Here is an 18,010-nt window from a genome sequence, read left to right on the forward strand (position 1 = left end):
ATGATCGCCATGGTACGAACCGGTATTCTGGGATTTGGCGGAGGACCTTCTGTGATCCCGCTCATTCGCCATGAAGCGGTCGTCAAATACAAATGGATCAATGATGACGAATTTGGAGAAACACTCGCCATCGCCAACGCATTACCCGGACCGATTGCTACGAAAATGTCGGCATACCTCGGCTATCGATTAAAAGGTGTATCTGGCGCCATTATTGCAACAGCTGCACATATTTTACCGACATGTCTCGCTATGGTGGCACTTGTTACACTTGTCAGCGTCTTAAGCTCTTCAGTCATCATTCAAAATATGATCGGTGCTGTGACACCAGTGATTGCCGTTCTGTTAGGAATGATGGCATATGAATTTGGACAAAAAGCGTTGAAGGGCTTCGGCATGATCTTCGGAATCGTCCTATTCCTTTTGGCATTTGTCGGTCTTCAAGTACTCTCGATTCATCCAGGAATCATTGTCATCATCTTTTTATGTTATGGTGCCTTTCATTTCAAACTGAAAGATCGCTGGACTCGAACAAATAAAGAGAAAGGAGTGTCTTCGTGATGCTGATTCTCTTTTTATTCTGGGCATTCTTCTTATCCAATCTGTTAGGGTATGGCGGAGGACCTGCCTCCATTCCGCTCAATTATGAAGAAATCGTCAATCATTTTCATTGGATGACAAACGAAGGGTTCTCCAATATGCTCGCATTAGCCAACGCACTTCCAGGTCCAATCGCTACGAAAATTGCGGCTTATGTAGGCTATGATGTCATGGGATGGCCAGGCTTTATCGTTGCACTGCTTGCGACGGTCCTGCCGTCTGCTATTGGATTGATTTTATTGCTAAAACTCATTGATCGTTTTCGCCAATCTTCTGTCGTCAAAGGCATGACTCTATCTGTACAGCCTGTCATTGCGATGATGATGCTTTTATTAACATGGGAAATTGGCGGAGATGCCGTGAAAGCCATTGGCTGGACGCAATCACTTGCCATTGCCGCCATTTCATTTTTCTTTATGACCAAATTCAAATTGCACCCTGCTTTTCTAATAGTGGCTGCATTTTTATATGGCGGATTCATTCTTCCGCATTAACGCAAAAACCGATAACACGTGAAGTTATCGGTTTTTCTCATTACATATAAATAGGAGAGACAGGCCTGCGCCCAATAGAATGATACTCGACACCAGCTGCTTCTGCCGCTTCAAGCGTATGACAATTCCGGCCATCAAAAATGATCGGCTGCCTCATGAAATCTTTATAAGCTGAAAGTGGAAATGACTGAATATCCGCCCACTCAGTTAATATACAGACAGCATCAGCATCCTTGATCGCCTCTTCAATCGTTTGAGCAAAAAGGACTTGATCATGCAGTTCTTGAGCTGCATTGCGAGCGGCAGCAGGATCATAGGCTACGATCTCCGCTCCTAATTGATGGAGCTGATGAGCGATTGGGATTGACGGCGCCTCTCTCATATCATCTGTATTCGGCTTAAAGGAAAGGCCAAGAAGAGCCATTCTCTTCCCTTCCAAGTTTTCTCCCAGCCGCTCCTTCACACTTCGAATAAAACTTGCTCGCTGCTCATTGTTGACTTTGATGACAGCCTTCAATAGCTCAAAATCATGGGACACATGCCCTGCAATTTGGACAAGGGCATTAGTATCCTTCGGAAAACAGGAACCTCCGTAACCAATGCCTGCCCTAAGAAACGAAGCACCAATCCGCTGATCGAGTCCCATCCCCTCTGCAACTCTCTCAACATCAGCTCCCGTTTTTCCACAAATCGAAGCAATTTCATTCATGAAGCTGATTTTTGTGGCAAGAAATGCATTTGATGCGTATTTGATCATCTCTGCGCTTTTCCGATCTGTTCTCACGAATGGAATGTGGAAATCCGCATACATAGACTCTAGCTGATCTAATCCGTTCTTCGTTTCGGCTCCAATCACCAGCCGATCCGCTCGCAGCGTATCTGAGATGGCAGACCCTTCTCGTAAAAATTCTGGATTCGATGCGATAGATAATGGCTCCTTACGACCTAACACGTGATGAATCAAATGATCAATTTGATCGCCCGTTCCGACAGGCACTGTACTTTTCACGACAAGCACTGCGCCTGGCTTTGCTTGTAAGCCCATCTCCTTTGCCGCTTGAAAGACATACTGCAAATCAGCTTGACCGTCTGCCTGCTGCGGGGTACCGACAGCAATCATTAACACGTCAGCCTGCGAATAGGCTGACACTCCATTGATGTGAAAACGAATGCGTCCTTGCTCCATATTCCGTTTGAGCAGTTCTTTTAATCCCGGCTCGTACATCGGAGGATTCCCTTGCTTCAGCTGCATGACCTTCCGCCGGTCAATATCCATACATGTCACATCATGTCCCGCTTCTGCTAAACACACCCCTGTGACAAGCCCTACATACCCACAGCCTGCAATCGCAATCTTCATGACACATCAGCTCCCCATACTCCTTATGCTTGTAATGTCATCGTATGCCGGGAATTTTCGTTCCATTCATAAAAGCATACAAAAACCCCCTGCTGAGAGAGCAGGGGGCTACTTTTATGAAACAAGGCCATTTCGAATATGAGCAATCAGATTTTCAAGCATTTCTTTTGTTGTGACATCATTGGAATTTTCACCAATATCATGAGCGTACATCAAAATCTTTAAAAACTCTTCTTGATTTAAACCCTTATTATCCATGTCTGTATCCTTTCGATTCCACTAATTTCATTATTATATGCTGTATGGTTGGTTTATGCAATACTCTATTACATCATTCGACAGCTTTTGAAATTTATGACCATTTTCATGAAAAACTTTTTTATAAATCATCATTGAGCTATAATAAAAGAATTGGAATCTTTTACTTGGTTAGGAGCGGATCAAATGCTTCAGCACAACATCAACGAAGAAGAAATCAAACAAACAGCCGAACAGATCAAAGAACTTCTTCCTTCAACAGATGAAAACAAGCAACTCATCAAAAAAGCATTGATTACTTATAGACAGGACAGCGTATATCGGCTCAAGCAAGAGTCTGATACCGAATGGTCAGCTTATGTACATGATGTCGTGGCAGCAAGAGTCCACCTTCATGTGCTGTTTCCAGTGAGAAGCAGCTGTTCATGTCCAGCTGATGGACTATGTAAACACATCCTCGCTGTCTTCTTTTCGCTATACGCTCAAGTAGAGAGTGTGACCGGCTTTACAGAAAATTGGTCAGAGAAGGATGAATTACAGCGCAGCAAAGAACTCATTCGTCAGCATTTCCAAGTGAAGCGCCCAGATGAACAATCACTTCAGAGCTGGCTGAATTTTTTCCAGGAGGAATTTCACCTCTGGCTGAAACGGACACCGAAGCACCAGCAAACACCACAGCATTTGTATTACGGCTATTTATCGATCCTGAAAAAACACGCACCCACTTCACCTGAATTCAAGAGTTTGTATGCGATTCATACGTCCATCGATGTGTGGTTAAGGCTCCATGAGCTCATCGACCTCGGCCGTCTTGATGCCGAAAAAGACTTTTATTCGATGAATCCATATGTAGAACAGCTCATGAACACCATTTTTGATTCAGTGGATCATTTGAGGACATACGCCCTTTCCTTTTCCCTCGATCCGTTTCTTGAAAACACACCAACTGCCGTTCGGACACTTCTTCAAATCAGCGGACCTTTCCAGCATGAACGAGTTGCGGTCTTTATGGAGATTTGGGGAACTATATTAAATAGAGGGAAATGGGTCAAAAAAGAAACAGAATTACTCAAGAGCGCCCAACAGCAGGAACAAACGGTTGAGCGTACCATTGGGCTGATGCATATGGATTATTTGCTAAAAGAAGACGAAAGACTCTTCCAGCAATTAAAATTGCTCAATGCACATATGCTGCCAAATATGCTCAATTGGCTAAAGGATCTCACAAACCGCAAGGACTGGAAGCGTCTCAAGCTTTGGTATCAAGAGATCACATATGTATTAGAAGAATATTGCCAGCTTGACCTATCTTATAGAGAACTGCGTGGAGCCGTCAGCGATTTCTTCTTTTATTTAGACGCGTACTTTAAACAGACGAAAGATCATTTCTTGTATGAACGCTATCTCCAAATCTGTATGCCTTATGCCTTTACTGAATATAGTCAGCTCTTATATGCACAAGAACGCTATGCAGAATGGATTGAAATACACAGCCTCGTCGGTTTCTCCATCAGTGAATTGGAGAAAGAACTGATCAAACAGATTGCAAAGGAAGAGCCTGAAGCACTCATTCCTTCATACCACCGGGAAATCTCACTGCTTCTCGATCAAAAGAATCGAAGTGCTTACCGGGAATCTGTGAAAATGCTCAAAAAACTGCGTACGCTTTATCATAAAACGAAAAAAACCGCGGTGTGGGAAAGATATGTACAGCAGCTGCAAGATTCAACAAAACGGCTGCGTGCGTTCCAAGAGGAAATGAAGAAAGGAAAATTAATTGATGACACGCCATAAACAAATTGTCATTCATGCAGAACAAACCGAAGATTTCTCTTTCACCATTTCAGCGCAAGCAGAGGACGGACAGCCTGTACCGCTAAATGAAATGAAGAGACAGCTTTTCCAATGGCACGAATCATCTTTTTACGGAACATTCTTAGAAGATGTGAGCTTTATTGGCACACCTGCCTTCCTGTTAAGTCCTTGGATGACCGTTGAATTGCTAGGGAAAAATTCATTCAATACTTTCAGCCATGTGACGTTAACGGATGAAACAGAGCCGCTTATGAAAACAGCCTCAACCATTTACGAATTCATCGAGGATGAAGATTTTGTCCCAGATTTCGAGGCATGGACAAAAGGCATGCTTCGCTTTAAAGACAAAGAAGGCCTGTTAGATGGCTACACAGCTGATTGGTTCTCCTTTGCCGTACAGGATTACATTCAATATGATGATGCCTTGCAGCACAAATGGAACCGAATGACTGCTCAATCGCCTGCTCTTTCCTCCTTCCAGGGACATTTTTTAGATGAACAGGATTTCTTGGAAACGATCGGCTGGATTGATGATGAGACGCCTTTCACTGTCGGCTTGCGTTTAAATGAGCCTGATTTCGACGGGGATGATTGGAAAATTGAATTGTTTTTGCGTGATAAGAAAAACAGTGATCTGCATTTCTTTGAAGGCATCCGTTCTTTAAAAAAATCATGGCGTCCGTTTCAAGAAAAGATCACCAGAGAGCTGGAGCGGTTCGGTCAGATTGTCCCTTGGCTCTCATTTACATCTGGTACCACCCTCATGTCAGAAGAAGAAGCGTGGCTCTTCCTATCTGAAGCGAGTGAAACACTTGTGAACATGGGGATTGAGATCCTGCTCCCATCATGGTGGCAGATCGTCAAAGAAAGCACCATGATGCTAAAAGCACGGATTTCCTCCACACCACGAGGCGAATCGCACGTTGGAATGGATGCCCTTATGGACTTTAATTGGCGCTTTGCCACAAACGGTATTGAGCTGACAGAAGATGAGTTCAACGAGCTTGTTCAAAGTAAACGTCGTCTTGTCAACATTCGTGGACAATGGATTAAAATTGATCCGACCTTTATCCAGCAAATGAAGAAATGGATGGAGCGCGCTGAGAACGAAGGACTTCATATGTCGGATATTTTGTCACGTGAACTCGCAGACCAAGAGGCCTCTTCTGAGTCGATTCCTGAGCTGCTAGACAGTTCGGCCTTTGCCCATATTCAATTTGAACTTTCGTCTCAACTACGAGGACTTGTTCATCAGTTAAATGATACACAAGAGCTGCCATCCTACGAGATGAGTGAGTCCTTTAAGGGCACACTGCGCCCGTATCAGCAGCACGGTGTCAACTGGCTTCTGTTCTTAAGGTCTCATGGATTCGGGGCTTGTTTAGCAGATGATATGGGACTTGGAAAAACGATTCAAATGATCGCTTATTTCACCTATTTGAAGGAGCATCAACAAGACGCCGCTCCATCTCTCATCATTGCACCGACTTCCGTATTAGGGAACTGGCAAAGAGAGCTTGAAACATTCGCACCACATTTGAATGTCGCTCTGCATTATGGACCGTCACGTCCACAAGGTGAGAACTTTACAAAAGCGTACGAATCAACAGATATCGTTCTCACGTCGTATGGTCTCTCACATTCTGACCGTGATGAATTAACAGCAGCCAAATGGAATACCATTTGCTTAGACGAAGCCCAGAACATTAAAAATGCCCATACGAAACAATCGAGAGCCATTAGGCAATTAAAAGGACAGCACCACATTGCCCTCAGCGGGACACCGATGGAGAACCGCTTGACAGAGCTTTGGTCTATTTTCGACTTCGTGAACAAAGGATATCTCGGCAGCCTGACCAGTTTTCATAAAAAGTTCGTCCTTCCGATTGAAAAAGACCGTGAAGAAAAAAGAATCCAACAGCTGCAGCAGCTGATCAAGCCATTCTTATTAAGACGAACAAAACAAGATGAAGAAGTCGCACTCAATCTGCCAGAGAAACTAGAAGAAAAAGAATTCATCCCGTTATCTGCAGAGCAGGCATCTTTATATGAACAGCTGGTCAAAGATACATTCGAACATATGGCCTCATTAACAGGGATGCAGCGGAAAGCCATCATTTTAAGTATGCTTGGCAGACTCAAACAAATTTGCGATCACCCTGCTCTTTATTTAAAAGAGAGCGGAACAGATGTAAAATTGTTGAAGCGTTCATTAAAAATGGATAAATTAGCAGAGCTGTTAAAAGCTATACACGAACAAGGAGAAAGCTGTCTCATTTTTACGCAGTATATTGAAATGGGCAACATGATCAAACAGCTCGCCGAAAAGATGTTTGGAGAACCAGTTCAATTTTTAAATGGGAGCTTATCAAAACATGATCGGGACAAAATGGTGGAACGCTTCCAGAAAAAAGAGTTCAACATCTTAATTCTTTCTTTAAAAGCAGGAGGAACTGGACTAAACTTAACCGCCGCCAATCATGTCATTCACTACGATAGATGGTGGAATCCTGCTGTAGAAAACCAAGCAACAGACCGTGCTTACCGCATCGGGCAAAAGCGGTTTGTTCATGTCCATAAGATGATCACAACCGGCACGATAGAGGAAAAAATTGATCAAATGCTCGAAACAAAACAAACGTTAAATGATCAAATTATCCAAAGTGAAAGCTGGATTACAGAGCTGTCAACGAACGAACTAGAAGATTTATTCACGTTAAGTGCAGCCGCTCAATCATCTTAATGACAGCAAAAAGAGGACTTTTCTCAGGGCGTGATGAAAAGTCCTCTTTTTTTAATCTCATCTAAAGGAATGCTTAAATTTGCAGCTTTTTCAATGCAGATTTCACATTCATATACGTATTCAACTCACGGAAGTCCTCTCTCATTTCTCCCATTTTCATCGCAAGATTTGGTTTAATACCTGTCACGATCAGTTCTGTGCCAGTCATTAAAATCAAATCATTCAGCTTAAAGATCGCATCCGCCACAAATGAATCCACTTCTAATAGACCAGACAGATCCACAATAAAGTAATCGTCTTTGGATTGAGAGATATAAGTGGAGACTGTTGAGATGATTTTATCAAACCTTGGCGCTGTTAACGTACCAATGATCGGCAGGACAGAAATACCATCCTTCACCGGAACAATCGGGACAGAAATATTCAATACTTCATCAATAGATTGCTCAAGAAGCTCTTGCTGTTCCTTCTCTTTCGTAACATCCTTTTGCAGACCGACGAAATAAAGGCGTTTCCCTTCATTTTCATCAATCCATAGAGGCGCCACACTTAACTCGTTCCAAAACATTTGACCAGATTTTTTATAGTTTTTCAACTGAACAGTGACAGCCTCTTTGTTTTCAATGGCTGCCCTAATTTGTTTGAGAGCAATCTGTTCAGTTTCATCTCCTTGAAGGAAACGACAGTTCTTTCCTAATACTTCGGTTTCTTGATAGCCTGTCATATCTAAAAAGCCCTTGTTCACATATATTAAAGGATTATCAGGTAAAGACGGGTCCGTCACCGTCAGGCCAACCTGAGTATAGTCTAAGGCTTCCTTGATTAAATGCAGATTGTCGGACTTATAAGATTCCAGCGCCATTCGTTTACTCTCCTTAACTTCCTTACAAGCGGGTTATATTCATAATTAAATTATATGATGTTCCATAGCGGGTGTAAATAGAAGTAGTTCTGAATTCCTCTTTTGTAGAATGCGCTTCATCCTATGTCATTTATACAAATACATACGATTCAATTATTTCAAAAGATGTTGAATCATATGTGCCACACCATGTTCATCATTTGTTAACGTGACGTGATCAGCTAATTCTTTTATATCCTTTCTCGCATTCCCCATTGCAATTCCAACCCCAGCTGCCCGAATCATTGATTCATCATTTAAACTGTCTCCTACAGCCGCTGTTCGGCTTAATGGAATACCGAGCTTTTCTGCCAGCCTGGTTAACGCCTGCCCTTTCGACGCTTCCTTTGCTCCAATTTCAAAGTTATGATCAGCCGAACTAACCAATGTTAATTCAGAATCATGTCCAAACGCATCCCATCCGGCTTTCAATCTGTCTTGAAAAAATGAGAAACCTAAGATGTTATAAAACGAAAGATTCTGATCCTCACGAAACAATTCTTGATATGTATCAATATAAGCAAAACCTGACTGGCTGTATTGAACTTCAGCCGCTTGCTCAAGAACACGCTGATCCGTTTCTGGATTTGCACTCTTTAAGCGGTCCATTTCTATCGCCAGAAGCTCCCTGCCGCGGTTTGGTGTGTAAATGGCTTCATTCGTAAACACTTCATAGTAATAATCACGCTCCTCAAGCCATGATAAGATGTGTTTTGCTTTTTCTTCTTCTAGAACAGCCGAATGATATACCTGACCTTCTGGATCATGAATCACAGCTCCATTTGCACTGATGACCCACGTATTCATCCCAAGCTGATCAAAAATAGATTTCACATCAAAATACGCTCTTCCTGTTGAAACGACAACCTCAATCCCACTCGCCGCTGCTTCCTTTAACGCCTGCTCGTTTTCCTGACTCACTTTGTGCTCACTGTTCAATAAAGTTCCGTCTAAATCCGTTGCGATTAATTGAATGTTTGTCATCGGTCTCTCCTTTTTTGCCTGCATTTTCAGTTGACCTTCCGTTTATCAAATCCATCATCATTATGAAATGAGTATCCACTATTTGCAAGGGATGATCGGCTTATCAATGAATATAAGAGTACCCGGTCACGCTACATGACCGGATACTACGCATAAGGGGATTCACAGGGGACACATAACTGATACAAAGAAACCTTGGTTCTACTATTACGCAGTGAATATGTGTACAAGGCAAAGTCTATCAGCTATAGCTAGAGGGGGGCCGCGAGATGCTAGACCTTTGCCTTTTGCCTCCTTTCCTTTTAGCTAACCCTAGTCTACTGCGGAATAGCACAAGAGACAAAAAACGAAAATGACAAAATCGTTCTTCAAATTCTTTATTTCCTCAATCATTTTTACTTTTTACCGCTTGCGTATAAAACATCATCTTATTTTGTTTGACGAAATACTTATTTTTCATAAATTGATAAAAAACATCTGAATGAATCCAATTACTAGAAGGCATGTGAATATAGTCAGACCCGTCCCACGCAAACCAATAAAAACAAAGCCTTCCATCATGAATTGACAATTGAAATTCGAAACAGTCCATTTGATCGTCTGTCACGTATTGAAAAGTGAGGGACTCCCCTTCTTCCATATACACGTCACAAAATGAGAGAATGTCTCCCCATGTATAGACCCTCACATTGCTTTCCTTTTCCTCACCAATATGTATGTTTCGAAGTTGATAGGACTCCATAAAACATCTCCTTTCACTTATATGCAGCTAGTTCTGAGTAGGCAGCGGTTTCATTTATACAGATGTTGTATGCTATAATGATACTTACGAATAATGAACGCTTGTGAGGTGATAAATATGAAAACCTTTAGGCTGATTGATTTAAAAATCGAACTTGATCCAAAGCAAGATAAAATGTCCAGCATTCCCCTTCGTGACGGCTTAATCATTAATAAAGAAGATGGCGAAAATCACTGGATGATCGAGGCACTAATCCCAAAGAAGCATAGACAAGTGTTTGAGGTGCTCTTCCAGCAGCATACAGAAGTAAAGATTCTCGTGACGATTACAAAAGAAAACAACCGCCCTGTTCATCTATCGGTCCAAGTCAAAAACATCGTTGCCTTAGAAGAAAACATATCTGTATTACTCGACGGTAAAATGATCACAAATCGTTACAGAACAGAAACCGAAGAAGTATTAAAAGACCTCGTCAAAGAGGGGCTATCAGGAGAAAAACTGCTGGATGCTTTTAAACAGAACACATAAAAAAGAGCGGGATGAGCCGCTCTTTTTCTATTGCACATCTTTCGATTGGCTTTGTTTTTTCAATAAATCTCTAATTTCGGTTAACAACACTTCCGTTTGATCTGGCGTTTCAACCACTTCTTCTTCCTCTACCTTTTTCCGTTTTAATTTATTTAAATAACGAATAAAGATAAAAATGGAAAAGGAGATAATCAAGAAGTCGACCACTGTTTGAATGAAACTTCCATACAAAATTTGAGCAGAACCGATTTTAATAGACAATCCACTAAAATCATGCCCCCCAACAATAATACCAACAAGCGGCATAATTAAATCATTCACAAGAGAAGTGACAATTTTGCCAAATGCTCCCCCGATGATGACACCGACAGCCAGGTCAATCACATTCCCCTTGACGGCAAACTCTCTAAATTCTTTTAGCATTCTTTATCACCTTCATCTTTTTTTGTCTAATATGACGTTTTTTTGTCAAAAAAGCAAGTCCTCATCCGCTCTGGCTGAATGTTTCCATATAAAAAACGGTTCATACAAGATGAACCGTCAGACACATTACGATACTTTCGGACCGATAGAAAATGTCAGTTCTGCTTCACATGCCACTTCGCCATCTACTGTTGCAACTGCTTTTCCTTTGGCAACTGGACCGCGAAGACGTGTGACTTCAACCTCTAAACGTAGCTGATCGCCTGGCTTGACCTGTCTTTTGAATCGGCAGCTGTCAATCCCTGCAAACAAACCAATTTTCCCTTTGTTCTCTTCTTTACCTAACATGATGACCCCAAAAACTTGAGCAAGCGCTTCTACAATAAGCACACCCGGCATGACGGGGTATCCTGGGAAATGGCCATTAAAAAATTCTTCATTTACTGTGACATTTTTGATTCCAACCGCTCTTTTCTCACCATCAACTTCTAGAATACGGTCAACCAATAAAAATGGATAACGGTGTGGAATAATGTCTTGAATTTGCTGAGCATCAAGCATATCTTGATCTCTCCTTCTTTTCTATATCGCTGATCTTCATTTGATTCCTATTGAAGTATATTATGAATGCAATCATTTTTCAACGTCCAGCCAACATTTATGGTAAAAAATAGAATCTATCATTACCTATTGTCATGAAATATAATCCACTCTACACTCATCGTTTTTTCACAAATATGGTAATATATATTACATCATTGATTGAATAAGAGGGTAAAAATGAATTTTATAAGCGATAAATCCATTAAAAAACTTCTCCATTCGTGGTATACAATGCTAAAACATCGACATTTTTCGAAGGCTGAAGAGATCAAAACGTCCTTAGCCAAATATAAACGTAGATTATCAAAGAAACAGGAGCTTCATTTACATTATCAGCTTATGCTTTTTCGCCATCAGCTCTGGATGAACCAAACAGAAGACTTAGAAAAACTGAAGCATGAACTCATGCTCCACAAAGATCAAATGAACGATCAACTACAATATTATTTTTACTTTTTTCTCGGTTTATACGAATCTTTAAAGAGCGATCAAAATGATGCCATTCATTATCTTGAAAAAGCAGAAGAAAAACTTCCCCTGCTAGAAGATGAGCTAGAGGAAGCAGAGTTTCATTTCCGTACAAGTGGTGTTTATTATAACAACCGCTATTCACTGTTATCCATTCGACATGTTGAAAAAGCCATGGATATCTTTGCAAAGCACGGGGATATCCACAGCATTTATCGGTGCAAAATTGTGCTCGCACTTAACTTTAGTGATCAAAAAAAATATGAAGAAGCAGAAGCTATTTTTATTGAAATTATCGAATACGTGAAAATGATTGATGACCAAGAACTGCTTGGTATCGTGTATTATGACGCTGGTTTTATCAAGTCGAGACAGAATCGTCATAAGGAAGCACTAGAATACTTTAAAAAAGCGCTTCGGCTCCCAGCATACCGGAAATCTGCCCACTCCTATGTATCGTGTCTCTATGAAACTGTGCGTTCCTGTTTTAAAGAGAATTTAACTGATGAAGGAATGAAGTATATTCAAAAAGGGCTAAAAGAAGCCGTTGATGCCCAATTTGATCTATTAAGAATCAAGTTCCAAATTTTATTCCTTCTCTACAGCCAAACGCCCAAGGCAGATGAACAGATTGCTACACTCGTCACATGTCTTGAACGAAAAGAAGCCTGGATTGATCTTGAAGATCTGCTTGCAGATGTCTCAGATTTTTATAAAAAAAAGGGCGACTTTGAGCGAGCCGCCTTTTTTATCATGAGAGGCTGACATCCGCCTGCTCATTATCGAATGGTATTAATGAGTCCTAGCATTTGATCGCCCATCGTAATGGTTCTTGAGTTCATCTGATACGAACGCTGTGTTGTCATGAGGTCTGTTAATTCTTTAGACATGTCCACATTCGACGTTTCAAGTGCACCTTGCTGAAGTTGAATGGCCTGACGGTTTGCCCCATTCAGTGCCGTTAAAGCGCCTTGATAGTTGCCGTCGACTGAGAACAAATTTTCTCCTTCAGAGATGAGTGCTGAAGAATTATTCACTTGAACAACCCCAAGATTCACCTGCTGATTCGGTTGATTGCCTCGAGAAATAGCTGTAAGCCGGCCATTTTTATCGATAGAAATATCACGGAAATTCGCATTTAAGACAATCTCATTCCCGTTTTCGTCAAGAATCGGATGGCCTTCGCTTGTCACCAGCTGGACTTGATTCCGATTATTTCCTGGCTGTAAATAAAGAGAGCCATCTCTTGTATACCGGATGTTACCGCCAGCATTGACCTGCAAATACTGAGATGGCGCACCAAATGCAACATCAAGGTCACGGCCTGTTTCTTTAATAGACCCTTGCAATGAGTTAATGGATGCATTGACCATCGTTCCAGTTCCAAGCCTTAAACCAGCAGGTGTCAGACGACTGTTTGCCACCTGCTCATTTTTTTCATCTACCTGATTAAACTGTTGTCTGACCAGCTCTGAAAAACGGGTGTTTTTCGCGCGATACCCTGTTGTTTCACTGTTTGCGATGTTATTACTAATGATATCAAGCTGTTTTTGCACCTCGTTCATCGACACAGCTGCATTGATCATCGTTCTAAGCATGAGAATCCTCCTCTCTCTTCATTTCTTCATTAATACACTCTTCCGATTTCGTTCACTGCTTTTTCTAAACTCTTATCATATGCCTGAACCACTTTTTGGTTTGTTTCAAATGCGCGGTAGGCTGTTGTCATTTCTGTATATGATTTCGTCACATCAACGTTCGACAGCTCTGATACACCTTGGCTTAATGTATAGGACATTTGACCGTTATTGACCGCACTTGGAAGAGGCTGATTATCAGCTGTACGGTATAAATCATTTCCTTCACGCGCAAGGTTTCTTGTATCCATTGCAACACGTACATCAATTTGTCCAAGGTTTTGTCCGTTTTCACTCACGGTTCCATCTGCGTTCACTTTGAAATTCTCACTTTGAACGGTAATCGGCTGACCCGTCACGGAAAGAAGGGCACGTCCATTGATCGTCAACTGATTTTGATCATTCAATGTAATGGAACTGCTTTTCGTATAACGAACGCCTTCTGGTGTATTCACAGCATAAAAAAGCGCTGACTTTTGATTTGTCTCCGGGTTGATGGGTACATTATTTTCTACTAATGCGATATCCGTTGTTTGATCCGTTGTTTTTAATGTTCCTTGTGTAAATTGGGGAATCAATTCCTGCATGTATGTTCCCGTATTAATTCCGCCGATCGCCGTTTGCTGCGGGATACTAAAGCCTTTGCCTGAAGATGTTTGGAAACGTCCTGATTCCATTCGGCTTAGCAACATTTCTGGAAATGCGCGCATGGCCCCTTCATCTGCTTTATAGCCTGGAGTATTCGCATTTGCGATATTATTTGAAAGCATTTCTGTCCGCCGCTCTTGAGCGATCATGGCAGATGTTGCGGTGTATAGTCCTTTTAACACGTGCTCACCTCATTCAAATTCTTTCACATGACCTAAAATCATCAGTACACAATCTTCTATGAAATATATCGGCATATTGGCAGGCTTCTTTAATAAAAATCCCCCATTCTTTCTAAAAAGAATGAGGGAAATCATTAGCTGAGTTTACGCTTTGGCAGCTTGTCCATGTTATCAAGCATCACGCCAGTACCAACTGCTACACAATCCATTGGATTTTCTGCAACGAAAACTGGTACTTTCAGCTCTTCTGCAAGCAATTGATCAAGCCCGTTTAGAAGCGCTCCGCCACCAGTAATGATGACGCCGCGGTCAATGATATCAGCTGATAATTCAGGTGGTGTTCTTTCAAGAACTTGTTTCGCAGCCTGAACAATGGCAGATACAGATTCACGTAATGCTTCTTCTACTTCTTTGCTTGTGACGGTAATCGTTCTTGGTAATCCTGTCACCATGTCTCGTCCACGAATCGAGATCTCTTCGTGACGTGCGTCTGGGAATACCGTTGCAACTTGGATCTTAATGTCCTCTGCAGTTCGCTCACCGATCAACAGCTTGTACTCTTTTTTAATGTAGTTTAGAATTTCCAAGTCAAATTTGTCTCCAGCCATTTTAATAGAAGAGGCGGTTACAATGTCACCCATTGAGATGACAGCGATATCTGTCGTTCCGCCTCCAATATCTACGACCATGTTTCCACTTGGCTGAAAAATATCCATACCAGCACCAATAGCTGCTACTTTTGGCTCTTCTTCAAGAAATACATGCTTCCCGCCGCTTTTTTCAGCAGCTTCTTTGATCGCCTTCTGCTCAACAGATGTAATGTTTGTTGGGCAGCAGATGAGCATACGCGGCTTAGAGAACAGCCCTTTCACATTCAATTTGTTAATAAAATGCTTGAGCATCGCTTCAGTTACTTCAAAATCAGCAATTACGCCATCTTTTAATGGACGAATCGCAACAATATTCCCAGGCGTACGTCCAACCATACGTCTCGCTTCTTCTCCAACAGCTAATACTTTCCCGCTGTTTTTATCAAGAGCGACAACAGATGGTTCATTTAACACAATTCCTTTTCCTTTGACATGAATCAGTACATTTGCAGTACCAAGATCAATTCCAATATCCCTAGCAAACATCTATATATATCCTCCTTGAAAATCTGTTTCCATAGCAAATACCACATTCTGCCCTAATTATATATTCTATCATAATTTGCAGAAAAAAAGATATTTCTTTACAAAAGTCTTTACAAAATTTGTGGTTAGAAACTACCGATAAGAGGAAGATATATATATCATGTTTATGAACAAAGAACTAAAGCTTACTGTTTTACAGGCTCACCTTCTAAAATTTCTTCTTTTTTATACTTTAACTTTGTGGCTTCTCCCCCTCGCAGATGACGGATTGATTTATGATAATCCAGTATCTCCTTCACTTCGTTAGCCAGATCTGGATTAATTTCTGGCAGTCTTTCTGTTAGATCCTTGTGTACAGTACTTTTAGAGACTCCAAATTCTTTCGCAATTACACGAACGGTTTTCTTTGTCTCCACGATATACTTTCCTATCTTGATTGTTCGCTCTTTGATGTAATCGTGCACACCACTCGACCTCCCTAAAATGGATGTGAGAAGTGTGAAATGAGATCCGTATCAATATTATCCATTTTCAGCGGCGCTTGTTCGTCTTAATTTCTCATCCATTAGGTAGTAAATGCCAAACACGATCCCTCACCTCAAACACTCTCTTTGTCAGGTTTGTAACAGTGTATTAGCATTGCATAGGGAATATGCTAAAAATGAAGATGGGACAAGGGATTTATCAGAAAAGACAAAACAAAAAATCATTTCGAGTGGCGAAAATTTTCACTTTACAAGCATCGGTGTAACACGTAAAATAGGAAAGGTGAATTTATTTACCTAGATAAATAATGAATAAAGGTGAGCCTATGGATACGTTAAACAGAGAGTGTTTACATCAAATACATCAAAGCGCGCGGCTGCTGTCTAAAAAAGCGAACGAAGCGCTTGCTGCTTATGACTTGTACATGTCCCAGTGGACTGTACTTTTTTGTTTGGATACATTCGGCCCTAAAACGCAAAAAGACATTTGGACCTATTTGAACGTCGAAGCACCGACGATTACCAGAACCGTGACACGTCTAGAAGCAAACGGCTGGGTGAAACGAGTCCAAGGAAAAGACAAACGTGAGAATCTCATCGTCATGACAGACGATGCAAAAGCAAAGTTTCAAAAAATCAAACAGACGATGGAACAATTTGAAGAAGAATGTCTTTCAGATTTTACCTACGAAGAAAAACAACTCCTCCATACACTTTTACACAAATTATCAACTGAATAGGAAGTGACATACACCATGAACGAACGCATTTGGACAAAAGACTTTATCATGATTGTCCTGGTGAATTTATTTACATTCACCTCTTTTTATGCCCTTTTGACACTACTCCCCATTTACACAATGGATGAATTAAATGGAACAGAATCACAGGGCGGCCTCCTTGTGACGGTCTTCTTATTATCAGCAATTGTGACAAGACCATTTTCAGGGGCCATTATTGAGAAATTCGGCAAGAAACGCATGGCGATTTTTTCTTCAACAGCTTTTGCCCTGCTCACTTATTTATACATTCCAATTGATCAATTCCAAACACTTCTCATGTTGCGTTTCGTGCAAGGAATCTTCTTCAGCATTTTGACAACCGTAGCAAGTGCTATTGCAGCTGATATGATTCCGAAACATAAACGAGGAGAGGGTCTTGGATACTTTGTCATGTCAATGAACCTTGCCGTGGTCATCGGTCCGTTTATCGCACTGAATCAAGTCGGAAAAGTAGGATTCCATTCTTTATTTCTTCTCTTTTCGATCATCGTCTCTATCGGTGCAGCTTTCACGATGCTGATTAGACAGCCTGAGCCTGAAAACGGCGGAAGTGTCATCTTTCGATTCACTTTTTCTCACCTGTTTGAAAAAGGTGCTTTAAAAACGGCAGCAGTTGGAATCATTATCTCCTTCTGTTACTCGCCGATCATTTCATTTATTTCAGTCTATGCCAATTCCCTGAACCTAATGGGTGCAAGCAGTTATTTCTTCATTGTATTTGCAGCTGCAATGCTTGGATCACGTCCATTTACAGGCAGACTGTTTGACCGAGTCGGGCCTCATATTGTGATCTATCCATCGATTGCTCTCTTTGCGATTGGTTTATGGATGCTGACCGCTACACAAACAGCCACCATGCTTCTTTTATCCGGCGCTGTCATCGGTCTTGGCTACGGCTCTTTGGTGCCATGTTTACAAACACTTGCGATACAACACTCACCAGCACACCGTACAGGCTACGCCACAGCAACTTTCTTTACCTTATATGATACGGGGATTGCCGCTGGATCATTTGTCTTCGGACTGCTTGTCAGCTTCACAGATTTTTCAAATGTATATCTCATTGCTGGCGTTGTCGTGTTACTTAGCATGGGCGTTTTTTATTGGAGCGAACGAAAACCGCAAGAAGCAAAAGCACAAAAGGTTTCCCTATCAGAATAGGATACTGTTTTAAACTTCACTGAAAACATGCTAAAATATAGGATATTTCAAATGAACAGA

At 41.4% G+C, this 18,010-nt stretch carries 19 protein-coding genes; 8 read left to right on the forward strand and 11 right to left on the reverse strand.

Annotated features, from left to right (window positions below; translation table 11 throughout):
• Together chrB and chrA are read left to right on the forward strand one after the other, a co-directional pair.
• Positions 1 to 561: a chromate efflux transporter ChrB gene (gene chrB / locus ES896_RS03125; protein ID WP_167764444.1), complete on the forward strand. Its 561-nt coding sequence runs from the start codon at positions 1 to 3 to the stop codon at positions 559 to 561.
• Positions 561 to 1,094 carry a chromate efflux transporter ChrA gene (gene chrA / locus ES896_RS03130; RefSeq protein ID WP_007497548.1) on the forward strand — a complete coding sequence of 178 codons (534 nt, stop codon included), beginning with the start codon at positions 561 to 563 and terminating at the stop codon, positions 1,092 to 1,094. Before chrB ends, chrA begins: the two co-directional genes overlap by 1 nt.
• A gap of 40 nt (positions 1,095 to 1,134) precedes the next feature.
• Here the strand turns inward: chrA and ES896_RS03135 are convergent, their stop codons facing one another.
• Complete coding sequence (locus ES896_RS03135; RefSeq protein ID WP_135226397.1) at positions 1,135 to 2,454, reverse strand: UDP-glucose dehydrogenase family protein; 1,320 nt, start codon at positions 2,452 to 2,454, stop codon at positions 1,135 to 1,137.
• A gap of 114 nt (positions 2,455 to 2,568) precedes the next feature.
• On the reverse strand, positions 2,569 to 2,712 hold the full coding sequence (locus tag ES896_RS20035; RefSeq protein ID WP_003214884.1) for a YwzD family small protein: 144 nt from the start codon (positions 2,710 to 2,712) through the stop codon (positions 2,569 to 2,571).
• A gap of 186 nt (positions 2,713 to 2,898) precedes the next feature.
• On the opposite strand from ES896_RS20035, the gene ES896_RS03140 reads away from it, so the two are divergent.
• Together ES896_RS03140 and ES896_RS03145 are read left to right on the forward strand one after the other, a co-directional pair.
• Complete coding sequence (locus ES896_RS03140; protein ID WP_135226398.1) at positions 2,899 to 4,506, forward strand: SWIM zinc finger family protein; 1,608 nt, start codon at positions 2,899 to 2,901, stop codon at positions 4,504 to 4,506.
• Positions 4,493 to 7,270 carry a DEAD/DEAH box helicase gene (locus ES896_RS03145; RefSeq protein ID WP_017360014.1) on the forward strand — a complete coding sequence of 926 codons (2,778 nt, stop codon included), beginning with the start codon at positions 4,493 to 4,495 and terminating at the stop codon, positions 7,268 to 7,270. The genes ES896_RS03140 and ES896_RS03145 overlap by 14 nt, the downstream gene beginning before the upstream one ends.
• 73 nt (positions 7,271 to 7,343) lie before the next feature.
• Here ES896_RS03145 and ytvA read toward each other — a convergent pair whose 3' ends face one another.
• The 3 genes from ytvA to ES896_RS03160 form a co-directional block, all read right to left on the reverse strand.
• Complete coding sequence (gene ytvA, locus ES896_RS03150) at positions 7,344 to 8,132, reverse strand: YtvA family blue-light photoreceptor (RefSeq protein WP_017360015.1); 789 nt, start codon at positions 8,130 to 8,132, stop codon at positions 7,344 to 7,346.
• Positions 8,133 to 8,285: 153 nt separating this feature from the next.
• Positions 8,286 to 9,146 carry a Cof-type HAD-IIB family hydrolase gene (locus ES896_RS03155; protein WP_211256834.1) on the reverse strand — a complete coding sequence of 287 codons (861 nt, stop codon included), beginning with the start codon at positions 9,144 to 9,146 and terminating at the stop codon, positions 8,286 to 8,288.
• Positions 9,147 to 9,540: 394 nt separating this feature from the next.
• Positions 9,541 to 9,897 carry a hypothetical protein gene (locus ES896_RS03160; protein ID WP_008343305.1) on the reverse strand — a complete coding sequence of 119 codons (357 nt, stop codon included), beginning with the start codon at positions 9,895 to 9,897 and terminating at the stop codon, positions 9,541 to 9,543.
• Positions 9,898 to 10,014: 117 nt separating this feature from the next.
• Here ES896_RS03160 and ES896_RS03165 point away from each other — a divergent pair, with 117 nt between their 5' ends.
• On the forward strand, positions 10,015 to 10,425 hold the full coding sequence (locus tag ES896_RS03165; RefSeq protein ID WP_003215215.1) for a YwpF-like family protein: 411 nt from the start codon (positions 10,015 to 10,017) through the stop codon (positions 10,423 to 10,425).
• A 27-nt stretch (positions 10,426 to 10,452) separates the two neighbouring features.
• Here ES896_RS03165 and mscL read toward each other — a convergent pair whose 3' ends face one another.
• Together mscL and fabZ are read right to left on the reverse strand one after the other, a co-directional pair.
• Positions 10,453 to 10,848: a large conductance mechanosensitive channel protein MscL gene (gene mscL, locus ES896_RS03170; RefSeq protein WP_008343317.1), complete on the reverse strand. Its 396-nt coding sequence runs from the start codon at positions 10,846 to 10,848 to the stop codon at positions 10,453 to 10,455.
• Positions 10,849 to 10,974: 126 nt separating this feature from the next.
• Positions 10,975 to 11,409, reverse strand: a complete 435-nt coding sequence (gene fabZ, locus ES896_RS03175; RefSeq protein WP_007497564.1) for a 3-hydroxyacyl-ACP dehydratase FabZ — start codon at positions 11,407 to 11,409, stop codon at positions 10,975 to 10,977.
• A gap of 219 nt (positions 11,410 to 11,628) precedes the next feature.
• Here fabZ and ES896_RS03180 point away from each other — a divergent pair, with 219 nt between their 5' ends.
• On the forward strand, positions 11,629 to 12,684 hold the full coding sequence (locus tag ES896_RS03180; RefSeq protein ID WP_135226399.1) for a tetratricopeptide repeat protein: 1,056 nt from the start codon (positions 11,629 to 11,631) through the stop codon (positions 12,682 to 12,684).
• A gap of 14 nt (positions 12,685 to 12,698) precedes the next feature.
• Here the strand turns inward: ES896_RS03180 and ES896_RS03185 are convergent, their stop codons facing one another.
• The 4 genes from ES896_RS03185 to spoIIID all read right to left on the reverse strand — a co-directional run bounded on the left by ES896_RS03185 (position 12,699) and on the right by spoIIID (position 15,986).
• Positions 12,699 to 13,517 (reverse strand): flagellar hook-basal body protein, encoded by an 819-nt coding sequence (locus ES896_RS03185; RefSeq protein WP_007497568.1) that lies wholly within the window; start codon positions 13,515 to 13,517, stop codon positions 12,699 to 12,701.
• Between the two features lie 29 nt (positions 13,518 to 13,546).
• Positions 13,547 to 14,386 carry a flagellar hook-basal body protein gene (locus ES896_RS03190; RefSeq protein ID WP_017360018.1) on the reverse strand — a complete coding sequence of 280 codons (840 nt, stop codon included), beginning with the start codon at positions 14,384 to 14,386 and terminating at the stop codon, positions 13,547 to 13,549.
• Positions 14,387 to 14,520: 134 nt separating this feature from the next.
• Entirely contained in the window at positions 14,521 to 15,522 is a 1,002-nt protein-coding gene (gene mbl, locus ES896_RS03195) for a cell shape-determining protein Mbl (RefSeq protein ID WP_007497573.1), read from the reverse strand.
• A 185-nt stretch (positions 15,523 to 15,707) separates the two neighbouring features.
• On the reverse strand, positions 15,708 to 15,986 hold the full coding sequence (spoIIID, locus tag ES896_RS03200) for a sporulation transcriptional regulator SpoIIID (RefSeq protein ID WP_008343327.1): 279 nt from the start codon (positions 15,984 to 15,986) through the stop codon (positions 15,708 to 15,710).
• Between the two features lie 347 nt (positions 15,987 to 16,333).
• Between spoIIID and ES896_RS03205 the strand changes: the two genes are divergently transcribed.
• Together ES896_RS03205 and ES896_RS03210 are read left to right on the forward strand one after the other, a co-directional pair.
• A complete protein-coding gene (locus ES896_RS03205; RefSeq protein WP_008343328.1) occupies positions 16,334 to 16,747 on the forward strand; it encodes a MarR family winged helix-turn-helix transcriptional regulator in 414 nt (137 codons plus the stop codon).
• A gap of 15 nt (positions 16,748 to 16,762) precedes the next feature.
• A complete protein-coding gene (locus tag ES896_RS03210) occupies positions 16,763 to 17,950 on the forward strand; it encodes an MFS transporter (protein ID WP_007497577.1) in 1,188 nt (395 codons plus the stop codon).
• The last annotated feature ends 60 nt before the right edge of the window (positions 17,951 to 18,010 follow it).

The organism is Bacillus sp. 005/A4HT-01/001, assembly GCF_004634445.1.
Lineage (GTDB): Bacteria > Bacillota > Bacilli > Bacillales > Bacillaceae > Bacillus > Bacillus altitudinis.

Excerpts from the sequence above, each read along its gene's own strand:
- chrB (WP_167764444.1), top strand. The coding sequence starts at position 1 with ATGATCGCCATGGTACGAACCGGTATTCTGGGATTTGGCGGAGGACCT.
- chrA (WP_007497548.1), top strand. The coding sequence starts at position 561 with ATGCTGATTCTCTTTTTATTCTGGGCATTCTTCTTATCCAATCTGTTA.
- ES896_RS03135 (WP_135226397.1), bottom strand. The coding sequence starts at position 2,454 with ATGAAGATTGCGATTGCAGGCTGTGGGTATGTAGGGCTTGTCACAGGG.
- ES896_RS20035 (WP_003214884.1), bottom strand. The coding sequence starts at position 2,712 with ATGGATAATAAGGGTTTAAATCAAGAAGAGTTTTTAAAGATTTTGATG.
- ES896_RS03140 (WP_135226398.1), top strand. The coding sequence starts at position 2,899 with ATGCTTCAGCACAACATCAACGAAGAAGAAATCAAACAAACAGCCGAA.
- ES896_RS03145 (WP_017360014.1), top strand. The coding sequence starts at position 4,493 with ATGACACGCCATAAACAAATTGTCATTCATGCAGAACAAACCGAAGAT.
- ytvA (WP_017360015.1), bottom strand. The coding sequence starts at position 8,132 with ATGGCGCTGGAATCTTATAAGTCCGACAATCTGCATTTAATCAAGGAA.
- ES896_RS03160 (WP_008343305.1), bottom strand. The coding sequence starts at position 9,897 with ATGGAGTCCTATCAACTTCGAAACATACATATTGGTGAGGAAAAGGAA.
- ES896_RS03165 (WP_003215215.1), top strand. The coding sequence starts at position 10,015 with ATGAAAACCTTTAGGCTGATTGATTTAAAAATCGAACTTGATCCAAAG.
- mscL (WP_008343317.1), bottom strand. The coding sequence starts at position 10,848 with ATGCTAAAAGAATTTAGAGAGTTTGCCGTCAAGGGGAATGTGATTGAC.
- fabZ (WP_007497564.1), bottom strand. The coding sequence starts at position 11,409 with ATGCTTGATGCTCAGCAAATTCAAGACATTATTCCACACCGTTATCCA.
- ES896_RS03180 (WP_135226399.1), top strand. The coding sequence starts at position 11,629 with ATGAATTTTATAAGCGATAAATCCATTAAAAAACTTCTCCATTCGTGG.
- ES896_RS03185 (WP_007497568.1), bottom strand. The coding sequence starts at position 13,517 with ATGCTTAGAACGATGATCAATGCAGCTGTGTCGATGAACGAGGTGCAA.
- mbl (WP_007497573.1), bottom strand. The coding sequence starts at position 15,522 with ATGTTTGCTAGGGATATTGGAATTGATCTTGGTACTGCAAATGTACTG.
- ES896_RS03205 (WP_008343328.1), top strand. The coding sequence starts at position 16,334 with ATGGATACGTTAAACAGAGAGTGTTTACATCAAATACATCAAAGCGCG.
- ES896_RS03210 (WP_007497577.1), top strand. The coding sequence starts at position 16,763 with ATGAACGAACGCATTTGGACAAAAGACTTTATCATGATTGTCCTGGTG.